Annotated in this window: 22 protein-coding genes; 17 read left to right on the top strand and 5 right to left on the bottom strand. The window is 71.1% G+C overall.

Features of this window, described 5'->3' with window-relative positions:
* Positions 1 to 21 precede the first annotated feature (21 nt).
* The 3 genes from AC4D2F_RS05900 (at position 22) to AC4D2F_RS05890 (ending at position 3,124) form a co-directional block, all read left to right on the top strand.
* A complete protein-coding gene (locus AC4D2F_RS05900) occupies positions 22 to 621 on the top strand; it encodes a GNAT family N-acetyltransferase (RefSeq protein ID WP_490909840.1) in 600 nt (199 codons plus the stop codon).
* 123 nt (positions 622 to 744) lie between these two features.
* Positions 745 to 1,743, top strand: coding sequence for a hypothetical protein (locus AC4D2F_RS05895; protein ID WP_490909839.1), 999 nt, complete (start codon positions 745 to 747; stop codon positions 1,741 to 1,743).
* Between the two features lie 64 nt (positions 1,744 to 1,807).
* A complete protein-coding gene (locus AC4D2F_RS05890) occupies positions 1,808 to 3,124 on the top strand; it encodes a phosphotransferase (protein WP_104166141.1) in 1,317 nt (438 codons plus the stop codon).
* A 13-nt stretch (positions 3,125 to 3,137) separates the two neighbouring features.
* On the opposite strand, the gene AC4D2F_RS05885 is transcribed toward AC4D2F_RS05890, so the two are convergent.
* A complete protein-coding gene (locus AC4D2F_RS05885) occupies positions 3,138 to 4,016 on the bottom strand; it encodes an alanyl-tRNA editing protein (protein ID WP_490909838.1) in 879 nt (292 codons plus the stop codon).
* A 38-nt stretch (positions 4,017 to 4,054) separates the two neighbouring features.
* On the bottom strand, positions 4,055 to 4,537 hold the full coding sequence (locus tag AC4D2F_RS05880; protein ID WP_181033585.1) for an Lrp/AsnC family transcriptional regulator: 483 nt from the start codon (positions 4,535 to 4,537) through the stop codon (positions 4,055 to 4,057).
* A gap of 168 nt (positions 4,538 to 4,705) precedes the next feature.
* On the opposite strand from AC4D2F_RS05880, the gene AC4D2F_RS05875 reads away from it, so the two are divergent.
* The 10 genes from AC4D2F_RS05875 to AC4D2F_RS05830 all read left to right on the top strand — a co-directional run bounded on the left by AC4D2F_RS05875 (position 4,706) and on the right by AC4D2F_RS05830 (position 14,265).
* Positions 4,706 to 5,947, top strand: a complete 1,242-nt coding sequence (locus tag AC4D2F_RS05875; RefSeq protein WP_490909837.1) for an MFS transporter — start codon at positions 4,706 to 4,708, stop codon at positions 5,945 to 5,947.
* A gap of 59 nt (positions 5,948 to 6,006) precedes the next feature.
* Positions 6,007 to 7,029, top strand: a complete 1,023-nt coding sequence (locus tag AC4D2F_RS05870) for an N-acetylglucosamine kinase (protein ID WP_490909836.1) — start codon at positions 6,007 to 6,009, stop codon at positions 7,027 to 7,029.
* 114 nt (positions 7,030 to 7,143) lie between these two features.
* Positions 7,144 to 8,295 carry an ABC transporter ATP-binding protein gene (locus AC4D2F_RS05865; RefSeq protein ID WP_490909835.1) on the top strand — a complete coding sequence of 384 codons (1,152 nt, stop codon included), beginning with the start codon at positions 7,144 to 7,146 and terminating at the stop codon, positions 8,293 to 8,295.
* Positions 8,296 to 8,297: 2 nt separating this feature from the next.
* A complete protein-coding gene (locus AC4D2F_RS05860) occupies positions 8,298 to 8,993 on the top strand; it encodes an ABC transporter permease (protein ID WP_104166128.1) in 696 nt (231 codons plus the stop codon).
* Positions 8,993 to 9,739, top strand: coding sequence for an ABC transporter permease (locus AC4D2F_RS05855; RefSeq protein ID WP_490909834.1), 747 nt, complete (start codon positions 8,993 to 8,995; stop codon positions 9,737 to 9,739). Before AC4D2F_RS05860 ends, AC4D2F_RS05855 begins: the two co-directional genes overlap by 1 nt.
* Complete coding sequence (locus AC4D2F_RS05850) at positions 9,736 to 10,704, top strand: ABC transporter substrate-binding protein (protein ID WP_490909833.1); 969 nt, start codon at positions 9,736 to 9,738, stop codon at positions 10,702 to 10,704. Before AC4D2F_RS05855 ends, AC4D2F_RS05850 begins: the two co-directional genes overlap by 4 nt.
* Positions 10,705 to 10,793: 89 nt before the next feature.
* Complete coding sequence (locus tag AC4D2F_RS05845) at positions 10,794 to 12,011, top strand: pyridoxal phosphate-dependent aminotransferase (protein WP_104166122.1); 1,218 nt, start codon at positions 10,794 to 10,796, stop codon at positions 12,009 to 12,011.
* A 29-nt stretch (positions 12,012 to 12,040) separates the two neighbouring features.
* Positions 12,041 to 12,895, top strand: coding sequence for a PPK2 family polyphosphate kinase (locus AC4D2F_RS05840; protein ID WP_490909832.1), 855 nt, complete (start codon positions 12,041 to 12,043; stop codon positions 12,893 to 12,895).
* A gap of 49 nt (positions 12,896 to 12,944) precedes the next feature.
* The gene (locus AC4D2F_RS05835) at positions 12,945 to 13,781 is read left to right on the top strand and encodes a formate/nitrite transporter family protein (RefSeq protein ID WP_490909831.1); all 837 of its coding nucleotides are present in this window, start codon (positions 12,945 to 12,947) and stop codon (positions 13,779 to 13,781) included.
* A 106-nt stretch (positions 13,782 to 13,887) separates the two neighbouring features.
* Complete coding sequence (locus AC4D2F_RS05830; protein ID WP_490909830.1) at positions 13,888 to 14,265, top strand: glyoxalase superfamily protein; 378 nt, start codon at positions 13,888 to 13,890, stop codon at positions 14,263 to 14,265.
* A gap of 28 nt (positions 14,266 to 14,293) precedes the next feature.
* On the opposite strand, the gene AC4D2F_RS05825 is transcribed toward AC4D2F_RS05830, so the two are convergent.
* Both AC4D2F_RS05825 and xseA read right to left on the bottom strand, forming a co-directional pair.
* Complete coding sequence (locus AC4D2F_RS05825) at positions 14,294 to 14,530, bottom strand: exodeoxyribonuclease VII small subunit (protein WP_490909829.1); 237 nt, start codon at positions 14,528 to 14,530, stop codon at positions 14,294 to 14,296.
* A gap of 100 nt (positions 14,531 to 14,630) precedes the next feature.
* Positions 14,631 to 15,932, bottom strand: a complete 1,302-nt coding sequence (gene xseA, locus AC4D2F_RS05820) for an exodeoxyribonuclease VII large subunit (RefSeq protein ID WP_490909828.1) — start codon at positions 15,930 to 15,932, stop codon at positions 14,631 to 14,633.
* A gap of 181 nt (positions 15,933 to 16,113) precedes the next feature.
* Here xseA and AC4D2F_RS05815 point away from each other — a divergent pair, with 181 nt between their 5' ends.
* Together AC4D2F_RS05815 and AC4D2F_RS05810 are read left to right on the top strand one after the other, a co-directional pair.
* Positions 16,114 to 16,956: a hypothetical protein gene (locus tag AC4D2F_RS05815; protein WP_490909827.1), complete on the top strand. Its 843-nt coding sequence runs from the start codon at positions 16,114 to 16,116 to the stop codon at positions 16,954 to 16,956.
* Between the two features lie 61 nt (positions 16,957 to 17,017).
* Positions 17,018 to 18,109, top strand: a complete 1,092-nt coding sequence (locus AC4D2F_RS05810; protein WP_490909826.1) for a 4-hydroxy-3-methylbut-2-enyl diphosphate reductase — start codon at positions 17,018 to 17,020, stop codon at positions 18,107 to 18,109.
* Between the two features lie 61 nt (positions 18,110 to 18,170).
* Here the strand turns inward: AC4D2F_RS05810 and AC4D2F_RS05805 are convergent, their stop codons facing one another.
* Positions 18,171 to 19,508: a DNA recombination protein RmuC gene (locus tag AC4D2F_RS05805; protein WP_490909825.1), complete on the bottom strand. Its 1,338-nt coding sequence runs from the start codon at positions 19,506 to 19,508 to the stop codon at positions 18,171 to 18,173.
* A gap of 63 nt (positions 19,509 to 19,571) precedes the next feature.
* Between AC4D2F_RS05805 and ychF the strand changes: the two genes are divergently transcribed.
* Positions 19,572 to 20,657 (top strand): redox-regulated ATPase YchF, encoded by a 1,086-nt coding sequence (ychF, locus tag AC4D2F_RS05800; protein ID WP_104166108.1) that lies wholly within the window; start codon positions 19,572 to 19,574, stop codon positions 20,655 to 20,657.
* 320 nt (positions 20,658 to 20,977) lie between these two features.
* The gene (locus AC4D2F_RS05795) at positions 20,978 to 21,259 is read left to right on the top strand and encodes a pyrophosphorylase (protein ID WP_490909824.1); all 282 of its coding nucleotides are present in this window, start codon (positions 20,978 to 20,980) and stop codon (positions 21,257 to 21,259) included.
* The last annotated feature ends 355 nt before the right edge of the window (positions 21,260 to 21,614 follow it).

The following is a 21,614-nucleotide window of genomic DNA, read 5'->3' as shown; positions in this document are numbered from 1 at the left end:
TGGTCGGCAACCAGCTGGCCCGTGAACCTCAGGACCGGATCCCTGGTCCTCAGGCCCATCCGCCACAGGGACAAGGCAGCCTGGACGGCGTTGCGGCAGCGCAACGCCGCCTGGCTCGCGCCCTGGGAGGCCTCCAACCCGGACCCGGAAGGCTTCCTGCCCACCTACCACCAGATGGTGCGCTCCCTGACGTCCCAGGCGCGTGCCGGTGTGGCGCTGCCGTTCCTCATCACGGAGCAGCAGCCCGGATCCCGGGATGCGCGGCTCGTGGGACAGCTCACCGTCTCGGGCATCACCTGGGGCTCGGCGATGACGGCGACGCTCGGCTACTGGGTCGACGCCGAGCGGGCCGGCCGGGGGATCGCACCGACGGCGGTGGCGCTGGCGACGGACTACTGCTTCCGGGATCTAGGGCTCCACCGGATGGAGATCAACATCCGCCCCGAGAACCGGGCGAGCCTGCGCGTCGTGGAGAAGCTGCACTTCCGCGACGAGGGCCTGCGCCCGCGGTTCCTGCACATCGCCGGACAGTGGGCCGACCACAGGAGTTTCGCGCTGACGGCCGAGGACGTGCCACGGGGTCTGCTCGGTCCCTGGCTCGAGAGCCGGGGCCCGCACTAGCCCCAGGCGGAGCCGTGGATGCCGATGGGGGCATATCAGCCGCCGACACACCGGCCCCAATGCCGGAGCCGGGCAGCATGTGCTTCTACGGTTCTGAGTGTGGTCTTCTCCCTGGATAGTTCGTTGGTACTCGCGGCAGTCGTCGGCATGTGGCTGCTGTGGGTGGCGCCGTCCCTCCTCGGCAGGACCACACCGGCGCTCGCCGGGACCAGACGCCCGACGCCGACAACCGGGACCCGCCGTCCCGGGGGGAGCATGATGACGATGACCGAGCACCAGGACGATGCACGCCACCCGGACACCCCCTGGGCCACATCCGGGCCGACGCCGGGCACCACAGCGGTCCCGGCCGGCACGGCGTCCGGTCGCCAGTCCTTCACTCCGCGCCGGGGGCGCCTGGCCGTCGCCCTGGCCGGCGTCCTGTGCCTCGTCGGCACGCTGGTGACCCTCGTGCTCGGCGCGATCGGCGTCGTGTCCCTCCTCGTCCCGCTGGCCTGCCTCGCCGGGACGGTCGCGTCCGTCGCGGTCCTCAGGCTGCTCGCCGTGCGCGCGCGGCGGGACCGTGTGAACCGCGCGTTCGCCGACGCCATGGCCCCGGTCCGCGAATCCGCCCCCGAGGAAGCGTCCCGGCCGGCCCCGATGGTTCCGGCGCGCCCCACCGCGCCGACGCGTCCGACCGTCCTGTTCGACGCCGAGGACACCTCCGAGCGCCCCCTCACCGCGATGGAGCAGCGGACGGCCGCCCTCGCCGGTGCCCACGGCTCATCCGTCGTGCAGGTCCGTGACGCCGGGCCGGCCGAGGACGGACGGGCCGTGCCGCCCACCGAGGCGGGCGTCGCCGCGCCCATGCCGGGATCCGCGGCCTGGGCCCCGGTCGAGGTACCCCGCCCCACGTACGTCGGTGCCGCGAAGGCCGAACGCCAGGCCCCCGCCCCCCTGGACCTGCCGGAAGCCCCGAAAGCCGCGTCGAAGACGCCCATCAAGGCCTCGGAAGCCGCTGCCCGTGTCGCGGCCGGCGCTGCCGGTACCGCGGACGCCGCTGACGCCGCTCCCGCGCACGACGCCGCCCCCGCGACGGGCCGCATCAATCTCGACGACGTGCTGCAGCGCCGGCGCGCCTGACGACCCCGACATGCCCCCGGCTGCGACGACGGACCTGCGCCCGTAGGGCCCGTCCGGCGATCGCATGAGGGCACGGGACGCACGCATCATCCGGGAGCAGGACGCCATCGCGTTCCTGGGTTCGGACGCGCCGGGGGATCTCCTGCGGCGTGTCCTCGCCGATGCGGGATGGGAGCTCGGCACCTGGCGGCTCGCCTCCCTGCATCACCGTCCCGGAGCGGGGGCCACGGGCGTCTTCTCCGTCGAGGTCGCCCCGCCCGGCGGCGCAGGGTCCGGCCGCGGCATGCCGCCCGGGCCCGCCCCCACCCACGCGTGCATCACCTCCTGCGCGCTCCCGCACCCGCCCGGCGGAGTCACCGTGGTCCACCGGCGCGGCGCCGACACCCTCTCGGGATGGGCGCACCCCGGGGATCCGCTCCTGCCGGGGCTCCCCTCGGCCCTCGACCCGGCAGCCGTCACGCCGTTCGCCTTCGGGCCCGGGTACGAGGCGGATGCGACGGTGCTGGAACTCAGGAGCTACCGCCCGATGCGCCGTGCGGTGGTGCTGGCACGGAACGGGGAGGAGCGCCGCTATCTCAAGGTGCTCCGGCAGCACGCGGCGGGGCCCCTGGCGGAGCGGCACCGGATGCTGCGGGCCGCCGGGGTCCCCGCCCCCGCCCTCGCCGCCGGGCCGGTGCAGGACGTCGTCGCCATGCACGCGGCTCCCGGCACGCCGCTCGCGGAACTCCTCCTGCGCGACGGCGCGGCCGGCGTCGAGCCCGACGCGCTGCTGCAGGTCCTCGCCTCGCTGCCCGCCGCGGTCCTGGGGCTGCCCGCGCGCCCGCCGTGGTCGGCGAGGGTCCGGGACTACGGGGAGGGAGCCGCCGCGGCGCTGCCGGGGGAGGCCGAGCGCATCCGCCGCCTCGCCGCCGACATCGACGCCGTGGTCCGCGCCAGCGACGGCGGCCCCCTCGTGCCGACGCACGGGGACTTCTACGAGGGGAACCTCCTGATCACGGACGGATCGGTGTCCGGGCTCCTGGACGTCGACGCGCTCGGGCCGGGGCACCTCGTGGACGACCTCGCCTGCTTCCTCGGCCACCTCGCCGTCCTGCCCGCGCTGCACGCAGGATATGCCCAGGTGCCGCACGCTCTGCTCCGCTTCCTGCGGGCCTTCGACCGCCGCGTCGACCCCGTGGCACTCCGGAGCCGCGCGGCCGCCGTCAGCCTCACGCTCGTCGCCGGAGCACGACGCCGCGCGGAGGACGGGGACGGCACGGCGGGCGCTGACGGCGCCCGGGGCGGCGCACCCGAGGCCGTGTCCCGCCTGGAGGTCGCCGAGCAGTTCCTGGCGGAGGCGCAGCGACTCCGGGGAGGGACCCGCCCCGGCCGCACCCGGTGACCCGGAGGGGTCCTCAGTCCGGTGCGGGAACGCCGACCCGGGTGCTCATCTGCAGGACCGGCGTCCCGTCCTCGTCGGCGAGCTCGAGCCGGACGGTCACGTCCACGCCGGCGAGGGAGGTCAGGTGGGTCCCGCCGCAGGGGATCCCGGCCCGTTCCCCGGGCAGGTCGCAGACCCAGCGGCGGCGGTCGGTGAGTCCGGGGCCGTCCGCCGCGATGCTGATGGGGGCTCCCGTGGCCGTCCATCCCGCGAGCGTCGTGTTCACCGCCTCGGCCGTGGCCCGGGTGTCGAGGTCCTCGACGGAGAAGCCCTTCCGTCGGAGGGACTTGCCGAGGCGGTACCGGTCGAGGGACCCGAACTCGCCGATCACCGTCGTGTCGATCGCCAGCGCGTCGAAGTTCGGTGCACCGAGGGCGTCGGGCGCCACGTCCTTCTTCCAGCGGCCGGCCAGCGCCCGGTTCAGCGCGAGCGAGGCGAGGTGGCACCCGGTGTGCCCGGCCGACACGGCGGCGCGATGCGCGGCGTCGACCCGCACGACGGCGTCGTCGCCCTCCGCCGGGCCGTCACCCTCCGCGCCCTCGATCAGGTGGACGACGACGAACGCCCATCCCTCGGAGCCCTTGCGGACGGGGGAGTCCGCACCGAGGTGCAGCGTGGTGCCGTCGGTCGCGCCGACGACGCAGTCGGTCACGGACCAGCGGCGGGCGCCGATCTCGAGCACGCCCCGATCCGCGCCCTGGTCCGGCCAGGCGGAATCCACCGGGTGGAAGGCGGTGGCCTCCAGCAGGACGGCGCGCCGGCCGCCGCGGGCTTCGACGTGCAGGACCCGGGAGGCCGCCTCGGTGGCTCCGGCGGGGTAGGTGACGCGCGTGTCGGTGGTGGGCAGGGTCATGGGGTCTCCTCGACGTGGTTCGTGATCGGGCGTCCCGGTCAGGGGTCCGCGGGACGCTGGGCGAGCCGCTCGAGCAGGGGCTCGGTGCGGTAGGGGATGTGCTCGTGCAGGGCCAGGACGGTCTCGGTGCGGATGACGCCCTTGATCCTCAGGACGGACCGCAGCGCGGCCTGCAGGTTGTGGGTGTCGGTGGCCGCGACCCTGCACCAGACGTCGCCCCGGCCGGAGATCTCGTGTACCTCGAGGACCTGGTTCAACGTGCGGAGCCCAGCGATGACGCCGTCGAGCTCGCGGTGGGACACCTCGATGGTGATGAACGCGACGACATCGTAGCCGAGCGCCTCCAGGTCCAGTTCACGCCCGCTGCGGCGCAGCGTCCCGGTCCGCAGGAGCCTGCGGAGGCGGCTCTGCGCCGTGTTGCGGGCCACCCCGAGCACCTCGCCCAGCTCGCTGACCTGCGCGCGGGGATCCCTCACCAGCTCGAGCAGCAACCGCAGGTCGAGGTTGTCCAGCTTGCTCATCACGCTCACTCCCCATCAGACGGCCTGCACCGAGTTGCGCACCGCGCTCAAAAACGGACGCTGCAACACAGCACTGCGGTCAATCCACCCCATCCTAGAGGGGGCCGTGCAGGAGCGTGGCCGTGGAAGCGCCCGTTGCGGGCGCGTGCGAGCGAGGAAAGTGGTGGGATGAGCGTCATCGACGAGCTGCGGATGCGGCCGACGGCGGTCGCGGACCGGAGGTGGGACGCATCGCTCGCCGTCCGTCTCGTGCTGGCCGTGACCGTGATCTCGACCCTCCTGATCGGCGCGAACCTCGCGACCCCGCTCTACCCGCTCATCCAGGCCGAGCTCGGGCTGTCGCCCTTCGCCGTCACGGTCGCCTTCGCGTCCTACGTCGTGGCCCTGATCGGCGGTCTCGTCCACGCCGGCCACTGGTCGGACCACATCGGACGCCGGGCCGCCCTCGTCCTCGCCGTCGTCCTCGGGCTCCTCGGTGCCGCCCTCTTCGCCGTCGCCACCTCGCTGCCGATGCTCGCCGCCGGCCGCATGCTCCAGGGCGGCGCCGTCGCCCTGGCGACGGGTGCCAGCGCCGCCGCGCTCCGCGACCTGCTCCCGAGCCGCCCCGACTGGGCCTCCCGGTTCACCCTCATGGCCTCCGCCGGAGGGGTCGCCGCGGGCCCCGTGATCGGCGGTCTGCTCTCGCTCCTGCCCTCGCCGACGAGGACCCCCTTCGTGGTGTACCTCGTCGTGCTCGCGAGCCTCCTGATCCCCCTGGTGCTGCTCCGGGCGCGCCCGGCGATCAAGCCCGCCGTGGAGGGGAGGCCCCTGGCCGCGCTGCGGCCGCGCCGGCCGGCCGTGTCGAAGGAGGCGCGCCGTTCCTTCTGGACGGCGTCGTCCGTCGGGTTCCTCAGCTTCGCGGTGTTCGGGTTCACCCTGAGCCTCGCCCCGACCTGGTTCGCGGGCATCGCCGGGACGACCTCCCGCCCGCTGATCGGTCTCCTCGCCGCGCTCGTGCTCGGCTCGTCCGCCATCAGCCAGCTCGTCTCGCCCCGCGGGCGGTTCGTGGTCCCGGCGGGCCTCGCCGGGATGGCACTGGGCGTGGGCCTCCTGCCGGTCGCGCAGGCCTCCGGCAGCCTGCCACTGCTCATCGGGGCGTGCGTCGTCGCCGGCTTCGGTCAGGGCATGGCCTTCCGGGTGGTCTTCAACGAGGTGTCCATCACGGTGGACCCGTCCCTGCACGCGCAGACCGTCAGCGCCGTCTACGTCCTCACCTACCTCGGCAGCGCCGTCCCGGTCCTCGGCCTCGGCGCCGCGGCAGGCGTCTGGGGCCTCGACGCCTCGGTCACCGTCTTCGCGCTGGCCATCTGCGCGATCTGCGGCGTCCTCGCCGTGGGCTCCCTGGTCCTCCGGGCCAGGGCCCCGCGCTGAGGCACCGGCCCGGTCCTGCCGCACCGCGGCACCCGCCGGCCTGTTTGTAGGCTGTACGCATGTCCGAGACCCCCGCGCCGTCCGCCCCGCACCCGTCCGCCGACGGGGGGTCCGCCCCGGGCGGCGGGCCGGCGTCGCTCGTCGTCGGCCTCGACATCGGCGGCTCCAAGACCCACGGCGTGCTCTGGCGCGGCGGGCGGCTCGTCGCCGAGGCGAAGGCGGGAAGCGCCAACGTCCAGAACGTCACCCCGGACGACGCCGCCCGCAGCCTGGGCGGGCTGTTCCGCGACCTCCTGGCCCACGAGGGCTCGGGCCCGGTCGCGCGCGTCATCGCCGGCTCCGGGGGCGTGGACACACCGGCCGACGCCGACCGCCTCCGGGCGCTGATCGCCCTCCACGCACCGCGCGCGACCATCGACGTGGTGCACGACACCCGCCTCATCCTCGCCGCGGGAGGGGCCCACACGGGCACCGCCGTCATCGCGGGCACCGGCTCCGTCGCGTGGGGCACCGGCCACGACGGCCGTGAGGCCCGCTCCGGCGGCTGGGGGTACCTCCTCGGCGACGAGGGCAGCGGGTACTGGGTGGCCCGCGAGGCCGTCCGCCGGGCCCTGCACCGGCACGACCTCGGACTGGGCGCCGACGCCCTCGACGCCGCGGTCCTCGCCCTCAACGGTGTCGCCACGCCCACCGAGCTCATCGGCCTCTTCCATTCGGACGCCGGGCGCACCTACTGGGCGGCGCAGTCCCGCGCGGTGTTCGACGCCGCACGGGACGGCCACCCCGACGCCGCCGCCATCCTCGACCGCGCGGCCACCGACCTCACCCGCCTCGTGCTCGACGTGGTGTCCGTGATCGGGGTATCCGGCCCCGTGGTGCTGGGCGGCGGGCTCGCGATGCACCAGCCGGCACTGCAGGAACGCCTGCGGACCCGGCTCGCGGAGGAGGGCATCGACGACGTCGTGATCCTCCGCGAGGACCCCGTGATGGGTGCCCTGTTCCTGATGGAACGCACGCGCCACCAACCCGCGGTGTCGTCCGCTCCGAAGGGATGGTTAGACTCAGAACCTCCGACAGCTTGAACTGACCGCGGCGCATCCCGCGCGGCGACATACCAGACGGCAAGCAGGAACCGCATGGGCGGTCCGTGGGCGCAGCCCGGCCGAGAAGCTCCTGCCACGAAAGGCACAGCTGCCATGACATCCCCCGAGCAGGCCGGCACGCGGCACCAGATCGAATTCCGCGGCGTCACCAAGACCTACGACGGCGGCCGCCCCGCGGTCGACGACCTCACCATGGACATCGAGCGCGGCAAGATCACCGTGTTCGTCGGCCCCTCGGGCTGCGGCAAGACCACCTCCCTGCGCATGATCAACCGCATGGTGGAACCGACGTCGGGCCAGATCCTGGTGGACGGGCAGGACGTCTCCCGGCAGAAGGCCTCCGAGCTGCGGCGTTCGATGGGCTACGTCATGCAGTCCTCGGGCCTCCTGCCGCACCGGTCCGTCCTCGACAACATCGCCACGGTGCCGCGCCTGAACGGCGTCCGGAAGGCCGAGGCGCACGCGCGCGCGAAGGAACTCCTCGCCGTCGTCGGCCTCGCCCCCGAACTGGGCGGGCGGTATCCGGGGCAGCTCTCCGGCGGGCAGCAGCAGCGCGTCGGCGTCGCACGGGCGCTCGCGGCCGATCCGCCCATCCTCCTCATGGACGAGCCCTTCAGCGCCGTCGACCCCGTGGTCCGCGCGGAACTGCAGGAGGAGCTGCTGCGCCTGCAGCGGGACCTCGCGAAGACCATCGTCTTCGTCACCCACGACATCGACGAGGCGACCGTCCTCGGCGACAAGGTGGCCGTCTTCGCCGTCGGCGGCCGCCTCGCGCAGTACGCCGCCCCCGAGGAGATCCTCCGCGCCCCCGTCGACGACTTCGTGGCCGGCTTCGTGGGGCGCGACCGCGGCTTCCGCCACCTCTCCTTCCAGCCGGGCGCCGGCGTCACGGTCCACCCCGTCGAGACCATCGAGGTCGATCAGCTCGCCGACCCGACCGTGTCGGTCCGCTCGCCGTGGACGCTGCTGGTCGACGCCGACGGCCGCCCGCACGGCTGGGTCCCGCAGGCCACCCGCGGCAGCATCGCCCGGCAGGCCGACGCCGTCCCCGGAGGTTCCCTCTACACGCGCGGCGACACCCTGCGGCGCGCGCTCGACGCCGCGCTCTCCTCGCCGTCGGGCCAGGGCGTGACGGTCGACGACGACGGCCGCGCGGTGGGCGTCGTCCGTGCCGCCGAGGTCTTCGAGCTCATCGAGGCCGCGCGGCTCGACCGGGGCCGCGCCGACCACAACACGGCGGTCTGACCATGGACTGGTTCCTCGCGAATCTCGACTTCGTCTGGCTGCACACGCGCCTGCACCTCTTCCAGGCCGTCGTGCCGCTGCTCCTCGGGCTGATCGTCGCGGTGCCCTTCGCGCAGCTCGCGCGGCTCAATGCCGTCGTCGGATCGGTGCTGCTGACCGGCTCCTCGATCCTCTACACCATCCCGTCCCTGGCCATGTTCGTGTTCCTGCCCGTGGTGCTGGGCACCCGGGTCATCGACCCCGTGAACGTCATCGTGGCCCTCGCGATCTACGCCTTCTCGCTGCTCGTGCGGTCCACGCTCGACGCCCTGAACTCGATCGACGACGGCGTCCGGCAGGCCGCCGTCGCCATGGGCTACACGCCCGTCCGCCGGTTCCTGACCGTGGACCTCCCGCTGTCGCTGCCCGTGCTGTTCGCCGGGCTGCGGGTCGTCTCGGTCACCAACATCTCGCTCGTCAGCGTCGGCGCGCTGATCGGCGTCCCGAGCCTCGGGACGCTGTTCACGGACGGGCTCTTCCGGTCCTTCCCGACCGAGATCGCCGTCGGGATCATCATCATCCTGCTGCTCGCGCTGGTCATGGACCTCCTGCTCGTGCTCGCGGAGCGGCTGCTGACACCCTGGACGCGGAAGGTCGCGGCCGGTAGCGCGCCGGACGCGGAGATCGTGGCGCTCGAGGCGAAGGTGGCGGGTGCCTGATGGACTACTCGAGTGACAACCTCTTCGTGCAGATGTGGGAGTGGCTGACCGCTCCCGCCAACTGGGAGGGCGACCGCGGTATCCCGGTGCGTGTCGCCGAGCACCTCGGCTACACGGGCCTGACCATGCTCATCGCCCTGGTGATCGCCGTCCCGATCGGTCTCTACGTGGGCCACACGGGACGCGGCCGCGTCGTGATCGTCTCCGGCGTCGGCATCCTCCGCGCCCTGCCGACGCTCGGCCTGGCCTTCCTGTTCGTCCTGCTCGCCGGTCTCGGCCTCATGCCGCCCATCTGGGCCCTCGTGCTGCTCGCCGTCCCGCCCCTGCTCACCGGGATCTACGCAGGGATCTCCTCGGTGGACCGCGCCGTGGTGGACGCCGCCCGGAGCATGGGCATGGGGGAACGGCAGATCCTGCTCCGCGTCGAGGTGCCGAACGGGCTCCCGGTGATCCTCGGCGGAGTGCGAGCCGCCCTGCTGCAGGTCATCGCGACCGTCGCCGTCGTCGCCTTCATCAACCTCGGCGGGCTCGGGGTCTACCTCGTCGAGGGGACGCAGCTCGCCGACTACGGGCGCCTCTTCGGCGGCGCCGTGATCATCACGGTCCTGGCGATCGCCGTCGATCTGCTCATGGGACTGCTGCAGAGAATCGTCATCTCACCCGGACTCCGGACCTCGGACCGGGTGAGGGCCCAAGGATCTGGCCGGCAGAAGGCCGTCGCCAGTGCACAAGGAGGAACAACATGAAGAACCTGTCAGCACAACGCGCCGGACGGCGCGCTTTGATGGGACTGGCTGGCGGCCTGACGGCCGCGCTGGCGTTGACTGCCTGCGGTGCCAACAGCGACCCCCAGGGGGAACCACAGGAATCGGCCGCTGCGGACGGAGGGTCCGTCGTCGTCGGCTCGGCTGATTTCCCCGAGAGCCAGATCGTCGCCGAGATCTATGCCGGGGCGCTCAACGCCGCCGGTGTCGAGGCCACCACCAAACTCAACATCGGTTCGCGGGAGATCTACTACACCGCGCTCGAGGACGGCTCCGTCGACATCATCCCCGACTACAGCGGCAACCTGCTGCTCTTCGCCGACCCGGAGGCGACCGCCGAATCCGCCGGGGACATCGTCGCCGCGCTCCCGGACGCCCTGTCCGCGAAATCGCCGGACGTCGACCTCGCCGTGCTCGAGCCGTCGGAGGCCGAGAGCAAGGACGCGCTCGTGGTGACCGCGGCGACCGCCGAGAAGTACGACCTCACCTCGATCGAGGACCTCGCGGAGGTCTGCGGCGAGATCACCATCGGCGCGCCCAGCACGTTCCAGGAGCGCGCCTACGGCCTGCCCGGCCTGAAGGCGAAGTACGACTGCGAGCCCGGCGGGTTCGAGGCCATCAACGACGGCGGCGGGGACATCACGCTGAACGCCCTCCTGGACGACACCGTGCAGGCCGCGGACATCTACACGACGACGCCGTCGATCGACGACAACGACCTCGTGGTCCTCGAGGACCCGGAGAACAACTTCATCGCGCAGCAGGTCCTCCCGCTCGTCAACACCGACACGGTGAACGAGGACGCGCAGACCGTCCTCAACGAGGTGTCGGCGCAGCTGACCACGGATGACCTGCTGTCCCTGAACCGCGAGGTCAGCGGCGACGAGAAGCGGAACCCCGCGGACGCGGCCGCCGACTGGCTCGCCGAGAAGGGCCTCGCCGGCTGACCCTCCGGCAGGCTGCTCCTCCCGGCGGGGGCCCGCTGCACGGCATTGCTATGCCGCGCGGTGGGCCCCTGCTGTGGCATCCTGAAGAAATGGCCACCTACAAGCAGTCAGGCAAACTCCAGAACGTCCTCTACGACATCAGGGGGCCGCTGCTCGAACACGCCATGACCATGGAGGCCCAGGGCCACCGCATCCTGAAGCTGAATATCGGCAATCCCGCACCGTTCGGCTTCGAGGCGCCCGACGCCATCCTCGTGGACATGATCCGCAACCTGCCGGAGGCCCAGGGCTACAGCGACTCCCGCGGCATCTTCTCGGCGCGCACCGCCGTCGTGCAGTACTACCAGAGCCGCGGGATCAACTCGATCGACGTCGACGACGTGTATCTCGGCAACGGGGTCAGCGAGCTCATCACGCTGTCCATGCAGGCCCTGCTGAACGCGGGCGACGAGGTGCTGATCCCCACACCGGACTACCCCCTCTGGACGGCGTCCGTCGCCCTCGCCAGCGGCACGCCCGTCCACTACCTCTGCGACGAGGACAACCACTGGTGGCCGGACCTCGAGGACATCGCGGCCAAGATCACGCCCAACACCAAGGGCATCGTGCTCATCAACCCGAACAACCCGACGGGGGCCGTGTACCCCCGGAGCATCCTCGAGGGGATCGTGCGGCTGGCCCGCGAGCACGAGCTCATCGTGTTCGCCGACGAGATCTACGAGAAGATCCTCTACGACGACGCCGTGCACATCAACGCCGCGTCCGTCACGGGCGACGACGTCCTGTGCCTGACTTTCAGCGGCCTGTCGAAGGCGTACCGGATCGCCGGTTTCCGCAGCGGCTGGATGGCCATCTCCGGGCCCAAGCGCGACGCCGCCGACTACATCGAGGGCATCAACCTCCTCGCCAACATGCGCCTGTGCGCGAACGTCCCGGCCCAGCACGCCATCCAGACCGCACTCGGCGGGCACCAGAGCATCAACGACCTCATCCTGCCCGGCGGGCGCCTGCGGCAGCAGCGCGACAAGGCCGCCCAGATGCTCAACGCGATCGACGGCGTGAGCTGCGAACTGGCGCAGGGAGCCCTGTACCTGTTCCCCCGGCTCGACCCCGAGGTCTACCCGATCAAGGACGACGAGCAGTTCGCCCTGGACCTCCTGAAGCAGCAGAAGATCCTCATCTCGCACGGCAGCGCCTTCAACTGGGTCAACACCGACCACTTCCGCATGGTGACGCTGCCGAGCGTCGAGGTGATCGAGGACGCGATCGGGCGCCTCGCGGACTTCCTGTCCACCTACAAGCCCTGAGCAGTCCCGACCCACCCGCAGGAGGCACCATGCCGAACGGATCCGAGAGCGCAGCCGAGACGCGGAGGCTCCTCCTCGCGGGACCGGACTTCTCGCTCGGTGCCGTCGACCCCCGCTCCACCCCCGGGTTCGACGGCGGCAAGAAGGAAGGTGCCCAGGCACTCGCCGCGGGAGCCGACACGCTCGCGTCCCTGCAGGAGAAGCTCTTCGCCGAGAGCCGGGCCGGCAGCGAGATCGCCGTGCTGCTGATCCTGCAGGGGATGGACACCTCCGGCAAGGGCGGGGTGGTCCGTCACGTCGTCGGGCAGGTGCACCCGCAGGGGGTGCAGCACTACGCGTTCAAGGCTCCGACGGAGCAGGAACAGCGGCACAGCTTCCTCTGGCGCGTCCGCCGGCAACTGCCGTCGCCGGGCATGATCGGGGTCTTCGACCGGTCCCACTACGAGGACGTCCTGATCCACCGCGTGCGGGGCCTCACGCCGGCGGCGGAGGTGGAGAAGCGCTACGGGTCCATCCGGAGGTTCGAGGACCAGGTGGTGGGAGCGGGCACGCGGGTGCTCAAGGTGATGCTGCACATCAGCCAGGACGAGCAGAAGGCGCGGCTCGCCGACCGCCTCGACCGCAAGGACAAGTTCTGGAAGTACAGCCCCGACGACATCGAGGACCGCGCCCTCTGGCCGCAGTACCAGGAGGCCTACCAGACGGCCGTCGAGAGGACGAGCACCCCGGACACCCCCTGGTACGTCGTCCCCGCCGACCGCAAGTGGTATGCCAGGCTCGCCGTGCAGCACCTGCTGACCGCGACACTGGAGGACATGCAGCTGAGCTGGCCGCGGGCATCGTTCGACGTCGCCGCCGAGCAGGAGCGCCTGCACGCATCCTGACCCGCCGGCCCGGCGCGCAGGACACGACGACGGAGCCCGGAAGGACATCATGAGCGAGGAACGCAGGCGGGAACTCGGCGCATCGGACGCGCCGGTCGAGGACGAACTCAAGGAGTCGTTCGACAAGACCGTGGACGAGGGAGCCGACCGGCTCCAGCGGACCATGAGGGCCATCGTCGTCACCGGCCTGTTCGGCGGTTTCGAGATCGGGCTCGGCATCATGGCGTACCTGGCCGTGCTGCACGAGACCGGCGACGAGCTGCTCGCGGGGCTCGCCTTCGGCGTCGGGCTCGTCGCGCTGCTCCTCGCGCACAGCGAGCTGTTCACCGAGAACTTCCTGATGCCGGTCGCCGCGGTCGTGGCGAAGGAGGGCAGCCTCGTGCAACTCGCGAAACTGTGGGGCGGCACGCTGGTGGCGAACCTCGTGGGCGGGTGGATCTTCGTCTGGATCGTCATGCAGGCGTTCCCCCAGTGGTCCGGGACCGTGAGCGAGAGTGCGCGCCATTTCGTCGACGCACCGTTCTCCCTGCAGACCGTGGCCCTGGCCGTCCTGGGCGGGAGCACGATCACCCTGATGAGCCGGATGCAGCAGGGCACGTCCAACGATGTCGCGAAGATCGTGGCGACGATGATCGGCGGCTTCCTGCTCGCGGGCCTGCAGCTCTTCCACTCGATCCTCGACTCGCTGCTGATCTTCGCAGCGATCCACTCCGGCGCGGACATCGACTACGGCCAGTGGCTCGGCTTCTTCGGCTACACCCTGCTGTTCAACATGCTGGGCGGACTCGTCCTCGTGACCCTGCTGCGCCTCGTGCGCACGAAGGAACTGATCCAGGAGCGGCGCGAGGAAGCACCTGCCGACCCCGACGCCCCGCACGGGACGTGAGATGCCCGGGTTCGTCGAACCCGCCCTCCGCACGGGCCGATGCGGACCAGTCCTGACCGCATGACCTCCTAGTCTTGAGGCTCCACCACCTCGGAGGGGGACCACCATGGACTGGAAGATCGAACTCGTGGCCGTGCCGGTCAGCGACGTGGACCGCGCCATCGCGTTCTACCGCGATCAGGCCGGATTCACGCTCGACCACGATCACCGGGTCGGTGAGGGCGTACGCTTCGTGCAGCTCACCCCTCCCGGGTCCGCCTGCTCCATCGCCTTCGGCGAGGGGATCAGTGAGATGGCGCCCGGATCGCAGCGCGGGATCCAGATCGTCGTGGCCGATGCGGAGCGTGCCCGGACCGAGCTCGTCGGCCGCGGCGTGGACGCAAGCGACGTCGACGAGCAGCCGTGGGGGAGGTTCGTGTACTTCGCTGATCCCGACGGCAACGCCTGGGCGCTGCAGGAGCTGCCCGCGACGCCCTCCTCCTAGGCGGGACCCCGGGGCAGTACTCCCGGCGCTAGGTGCCCTCGGCCTTATCGCGTGCCGCCGCCAGCCTGGCCTTGGCGCCCTCGAGCCACGCCTCGCAGCGGTCGGCGAGGGCCTCGCCGCGCTCCCAGAGCGCGAGGGACTCCTCGAGGCTCACGCCGCCGGCCTCGAGCCGCGAGACGACGGCGACGAGCTCCTCCCGGGCCTGCTCGTAGGACAGCGTGTCCACCGCCGAGGGGCTGGGGTCCGACTGCTGGTTGTCCGTCATGGCATGGTCCTCATCTGCTGGGTGGCCCGTACCCGGGCCCGGAAATCTGTCGGGGATCCTGAAGGGTGAAGCCCGGCAGGGCCGCTGTCGTGCCTTCCGGTCACGACGCCTCCCGGGGTACCGGCGGGTCGTCGATGACCGCTCCGAGCTGCCCGCCGGCGACCCGGATCCGCACGGCGTCCCCGCGCTCCACGTCGTCGGGAGTCCTCACCACCTGCCCGTCGGCGCGCTGCACGACCGCGTACCCGCGGTCCAGCGTGTTCTGGGGGGAGAGGGAGCGCACGCGCTCGCGGAGGTGGTGGACGGCGTCGGCGTCGCGTTCCACCGCGGCGGTGGTGGACCGCAGGGCCCGCGACCGGAGGCGTTCGACGTCGGCCTGCCGCACGTCGATCATCCCCTCGGGCCGCGCCAGGGAGGGGCGGGACCGCAGGTTCGCGAGGCTCTCCCCCTCGCGGTGCACGAGGACGCGGATCGACCGCTCGAGAGCCGCACGCGCCTGGCCGATCCGGCCGAGCTCCTCCGTGACGTCGGGGACCACACGCTTCGCGGCGTCCGTGGGGGTGGAGGCGCGCAGGTCCGCCACCTCGTCGAGCAGGGGCCGGTCCGCCTCGTGGCCGATGGCGCTGACCACGGGCGTGATGGTCCGGGCGACAGCCCGGACCAGCGACTCGTCGCTGAAGGGCAGGAGGTCCTCCAGGGCGCCACCGCCACGGGCGATGATGATGACGTCCACGTGGGGGTCGGCGTCGAGCGCCGCCAGGGCCCCGGTCACCTGCGCCACGCTGTTCACGCCCTGGACGGCGACCTCCCGCACGTCGAACTCGACGGCCGGCCACCGCAGTGCGGCGTTCCGCATGACGTCCTTCATGGCGTCCGAGTCGCGCCCGGTGATGAGCCCGATGCGGTGGGGGAGCAGCGGCAACCGCTTCTTGCGGGCCGGCGCGAACAGGCCCTCCGCCGCCAGTGACTGCCGCAGCCGTTCGATGCGCGCGAGGAGGTCGCCGATCCCGACGGGCCGGATGTCGATGGTCTGCATCGAGAGGCGGCCGGTCTTGACCCAGAAGTCCGGTTTGAGGCGCGCCACCACGCGGGAGCCCCGGTCCAGCGGGGAGGACACGCGGTCCATCACGCTGCCGTAGACCGACAGGGAGAGCGAGACCTCGGTGTCGACGTCCCGCAGCGTGATGTAGCACATGCTGGCGCGGCGGTTGAGCTCGATGACCTGCCCCTCGACCCACGCCGCCGGCGCCCTCTCGATGTGCGCCTTCAGCTTCTCCGACAGCAGATGGAGCGGCCACGGGGAGTCCGGCGACGTCTCGGCCGCGGTGGCAGGGACGGTCGACAGCGTCCGTACCTCACCGCGGTCACCGGCGGGCCGCGCGCTGGTTCCCTCGCTCGTCATGGGTGTCCTGTCCTCGGGATGGGTGCTGCCGCGTCTGCTCGTGCAATCCGCACTGTTCATCTCTACCATCCCTCACCCCCGGCGGCCGGTACCGCGGGGGCATGTGCGTCCGCGGGACGAGGGCAGGAGTCCGGGAAGGTCCGAGCAGGCATAATCGTGAGTTCCCCACCCGAAGGATTCCATGCGGACCGTCGCCTCTGCCCTGCTGGCCCTGCTCGCACTCATCGTCACCGCCGGCGGCCTGGCGTGTGCGTGGGTGGACCGGAACGTCGTGGAGGAGCCCGGGTTCGTCGCGCTCGCGGCGCCGCTCGGTCAGGACGCGGACTTCCAGGCCGCGCTGACGGCGTCCGTCGCCGAGGACTTCTCCGCGCACAGCGGTCTCCCTGACCCGCTCGCCGCCCTCGCGGAACCGCTCATCAGGGATGCGACGGCGGCGGTGACGGCGTCCTCCGGCTACGCAGGGGCCTGGACCGAGGTGCTCCGCCGATCGCACGCCGTCACCCTGGCGCACGCCGCCGACCCCTCGGACCCGGCACCGGCCCTCCTCACGCTCGACCTCGCGCCGGTCGCGGAACTCGTGGCGGAGACGGTGGGCGGAAGCCTCGGCCTCGACGTCCCGGTCCCCGCGGACACGAGCATCGCCATCGGGTCCGCAGAGCGCAACGGGCTGTTCGGCGCCGTCGTGGATGCGGTGCAGCGGTGGCCCCTGTACCTCGCCGGCGCGGGGGTCCTGGCCCTGCTGGCCCTGATGACCGCACGACGACGCGGCACCACCCTCGCCCTGCTGGGACTGGGGGTCGTGGTCATCGGCGTTCTCGGGGCCCTCGCCGTGGGCTGGGTCCCCGCGGCAGCGGCGCAGCTGCCGGGTACCAATGCGGTCGCCGACGTGTTCCTCGGCGGTCTCGCCGACCGGATCGGCGCCGCCGCGGCCGCCGACAGCGTACCGGTGGTCGTGGTCGGGCTCATGGTGGTCGCCCTCGGCGTGGTGACGCAGTTCGCCGTCGGTCGCAGGCGCGGGGCTTAGCTCACAGCGGAGTGGCCCCGGATCACGCGGGCGCGGCTCGGCGAGCCGGTAGAATCGGCGCATGACCAGTACCACCGTTCAGGTCCCCATGCCCACCATCCCGCGCAGGCGCCGCACGCCTGCGGACGTGCTCGCCGCTGCGCCGGTAGCAGGGGAGAAGACGGTGCTGCTCGCAGCCCCCCGCGGGTACTGCGCCGGTGTGGACCGTGCCGTCATCGCCGTCGAGAAGGCCCTCGAGCACTATGGGCCCCCGGTCTACGTGCGCAAGCAGATCGTGCACAACCTGCACGTCGTCTCCACGCTCGAGGCGAAGGGCGCCATCTTCGTGGACGAGACCGACGAGGTCCCCGAGGGGGCGCTCGTCGTCTTCTCGGCCCACGGCGTCTCGCCCGCCGTCGTGCAGTCGGCGGAGGACCGCGGGCTGCGCACCATCGACGCCACCTGCCCCCTCGTGACGAAGGTGCACAAGGAGGCCCAGCGCTTCGCCCGGGACGATTTTGACATCCTCCTGATCGGCCACGAGGGCCATGAGGAAGTGGAGGGGACGGCCGGCGAGGCCCCCGACCACATCCAAATCGTCAACGGGCCCGAGGACGTCGACAAGGTGCAGGTGCGCGACCCCGAGCGGCTCATCTGGCTCTCGCAGACCACACTGAGCGTGGACGAGACCATGCTGACCGTGAATCTCCTCAAGGAGCGCTTCCCGACGCTGCAGGACCCGCCGAGCGACGACATCTGCTACGCCACCTCGAACCGGCAGGCGGCCATCAAGAAGATCGCGCCGCAGACGGACCTCGTCATCGTGGTGGGATCGGCCAACTCCTCGAACTCCGTCCGCCTGGTGGAGGTGGCGCTCGAGTACGGCGCCCGGGCGGCGCACCGCGTCGATTTCGCGAACGAGGTGGACGAGTCCTGGTTCGAGGGCGTGGCGACCGTCGGCATCTCCTCCGGGGCCTCCGTCCCGGAGAACCTCGTCCAGGACGTGCTGCGGCTGCTCGCCGAGTACGGCTACGGGCAGGTCGAGGAAGTCGTGACGGCGCAGGAGGACATCATCTTCTCCCTGCCCAAGGAGATCCGCGCCGCCCTCAAGGCGATGGGGGACCCGTCGCAGGGACGGGGCGGACGCGGGGCGGACCGGACCTCGCTGAACTGACCTTCAGACAGGCAGGGACGCAAGCAGGGGCGAGGGACGGCCGGAACCGGCTGCAGCAGCCCTAGCCCGCCGTCCCGTCGAGGAGTTCGTGGGCGGTGAGGGACCGCGGCGTGGCGTCGATCGAGGCGGCCGACTCTCCGGAGGCCGCCGGACTGCCGATCCGCTGCGCCCGGGCGGTGCCGAGCAGGCTCACCTCGGCGCTGGGTCCGCCGGCGTCGGAGCCTTCAGCTGCAGCGTCGACGACGTCGAGTGACGCCGAGTCGAAGGCGCCGATGCGCCGCGCCGTGGGCAGGACCCTCGACTCGAGTGCGCCGACGAAGGAGTTGTAGCGTTCCACCGATGTCTTCAGGGAGGACCCTAGGCGGGTGACGTGCCCGCCCATGGTGCCGAGGCGCTCGTACAGCTGCTTGGACAGGTCGAACAGTTCCCGCGCGTTGTCCGTGAGGACGGCCTGGCGCCAGCTGAAGGCGGCACCCTTGAGGATGCCGAGCAGGGACACCGGGGAGGCGAGGGCCACGCTGCGGCCGAACGCGTAGTCCAGCAGCTCGGGATCCGCGCGCAGGGCCTCGGACAGGACAGACTCGACGGGGATGAAGCAGATGACGAGCTCGGGGGAGTTCGTCGCCCCTTCCCAGTACTTCTTGCGGGCCAGGGCATCGACGTGCGCCCGGAGTGCCTTGCTGTGCTGCTTCAGCAGTTCCGCACGCCGCGCCTCGAATCCGGCCACGGCCCCCGCGTCCGCGGATCCGTCGGCTGCGCCCGCCAGCTCCTGCGCGGCGAGGAAGGCGCTCAGCGGCACCTTGGCGTCGATGACGAGCTGCTTGTCGCCCGGAAGCTGCACCACCATGTCGGGCCGTGCCGTCTCGCCGTCGCTGCCGGCGGCGACCGAGACCTGCTCCAGGAAATCGACCCGTGACAGCATGCCCGCCGCCTCGACGACCCGCCGCAGCTGGATCTCGCCCCACTGGCCGCGCGCACTGTTGCTGCGCAGCGCCCCGGCGAGGGAATGCGTCGTGGACAGCAGCAGGGCGTCCGCTTCCCGTGACTCCTCGAGCTGCCGGGCGAGCTGCCCGTACTGTTCCACGCGGTCGCGCTCCAGCAGGCCCACCTGCCGCTGGACCTGCGTGAGCTTCTCGGCGACCGGGGCGAGGGCGCGCAGGACGTCGTTGTCCGTCGACGTCTTGCCGGTCAGTTCGCGATTGTGCTGCTGCAGGAGGTCCCGCTGCGCGGCGGCCGCCGCGAGGTCCGTCGTCGTGCGTCCGAGCCGGGCGGTCGCGTCGTCGAGCTCCGCCCGGAGCTCCTCGGCGCGCGGCCGGAGGGATCGCGCCACCATGAAGGCGCCGACGGCGCACCCGAGGACGAAGGCGAGGACGACGAGGAGGACGGCGGTTGTGCTCATGCCCACACTGTTGCAGGAACCTCCGACATTCCCCGACATTGCTCACCGGTAGACTTGTCTCCCGTGGCTCTTACTATCGGCATCGTCGGACTGCCCAACGTCGGCAAATCAACCCTCTTCAACGCTCTGACGCGCAACAACGTCCTGGCGGCGAACTACCCGTTCGCGACCATCGAGCCGAACGTCGGCGTGGTCAGCCTGCCCGATCCGCGTCTGGCGCAGCTCGCCGAAGTCTTCGGGTCCAAGCAGATCCTGCCCGCGACCGTCTCCTTCGTGGACATCGCCGGCATCGTCAAGGGCGCGTCCGAGGGCGAGGGCCTCGGCAACCAGTTCCTGGCGAACATCCGTGAGGCGGAGGCCATCGCCCAGGTCATCCGCGTGTTCGACGACCCGGACGTCATCCACGTCGACGGCAAGGTGGACCCCAGCTCCGACATGGAGACCATCAACACCGAACTGATCCTCGCCGACCTGCAGACGCTGGAGAAGGCCATCCCGCGCGTCGAGAAGGAAGTGAAGATCAAGAAGCGCGAGGCCGCGCAGCTGACCGCCATGCAGGCCGCGCAGTCCGTCCTCGAGCGCGGCGACACGATCTTCGCCTCGGTCACCAGCGACAAGCTCGAGATGGAGCACCTGCGCGAACTCAGCCTGCTCACGGCCAAGCCCTTCATCTACGTGTTCAACGTCGACGACGCCGTGCTCGGCAGCGAGGAGCGCCAGGCGGAGCTGCGGCAGCTCGTCGCCCCCGCCGACGCCATCTTCCTCGACGCCAAGCTCGAAGCCGACCTCGTGGAACTCGACGAGGCCGAGGCCCGCGAGATGCTCGAGATGAACGGCCAGGACGAGTCGGGCCTCGACCAGCTCGCCCGCGTCGGCTTCCACACCCTCGGCCTCCAGACCTATCTCACGGCGGGGCCCAAGGAGAGCCGGGCCTGGACGATCAAGAAGGGTGCGACGGCGCCCGAGGCCGCCGGAGTCATCCACTCCGACTTCCAGCGTGGCTTCATCAAGGCCGAGGTGGTCCATTTCGTGGACCTCATCGACGCCGGCTCGATGAGCGAGGCCAAATCCCGCGGCAAGGTCCGCATCGAGGGCAAGGAATACGTCATGTCCGACGGCGACGTGGTTGAGTTCCGATTTAATGTGTAATTGCGTGGCTGATTTGTAGGCTCAATTCACCGGGTCAGGGGGCCTGTTGATCCTCGTTCGTAGAATTGGGTGAGGGTTTCCTGCCTCCCGGATGTGCTTCATTTCACTACTCTGCGTACGGGTGTTCCTGCTGAGTTGAGAGCGTTCGGTTCTACACGTGGCAATCTGTCAGGAGGATGAGGATTCGTGGACCTGAACGTGTGGTCGTTCTTGCCGGTCTAGATTCACCGGGTTGGTATTGGTAGGGTCATCAGCGTCCGCTCGCCGGTGATTCTTTCATCCGGCATTGAAGCGGTGGTCTCTGGGGGAGGATATTTTTCATGTCGCGTGTGTTGTCTACCGAGCAAGCGAAGGCTGCTATCGGTCAGGTCGAGTCGATCATCAATGGTGGGTTCACCGATCAGATCTCCGCGCTTGATGCGCAGGGCAGGATCCTGTCGGACCCGAATATCTGGGACGGGCCGTTGGCCACGCAGTTCCGCGGGTCCACGTGGCCGGAGACGAAGGCGGCGCTGGACAAGGCGAAGCAGGAGCTCGAGGAGCTGCGCACGCAGCTGCAGAAGATCTCCCAGGACATCTTCTCCGCCGGCGGCGGCGCCTGAGCACGAGCCTTTCGTAGTGACGTCCCGCTGATCGCGCCACGCGGTGGAGTGGTGCGGTCAGCGGATCGTCATCGAGACAGTAGCCTTCCCGGTACTGGCATTTCCTGACCGGGTTTTCGCAGAGCGGGTCTTTTTGGGTTGTTCTGCCGTGTGCGGGGGCGTCCTCCGCCGGTCGTGGTTGTTGTAGGTCTCTTTTCTTGTAGGTCTCTTCTTGTTGTAGGTCTCTTTTCTTCGTGCTTTTCCCGTGTGGGTCTCTGCCCGGCGGATGTAGTGGTTCTTCCTGTTGTTTCTGTGTCTGGGGGGCGTTCGTTGACCGATTTCGTGGAGATGCCGTTGTTGCCGGAATCGGATGCCT

Source organism: Arthrobacter sp. TJ-263, assembly GCF_058269155.1.
Note: the sequence above shows the minus strand (reverse complement) of the source record. Positions and strands in the feature narration are given on the sequence as shown.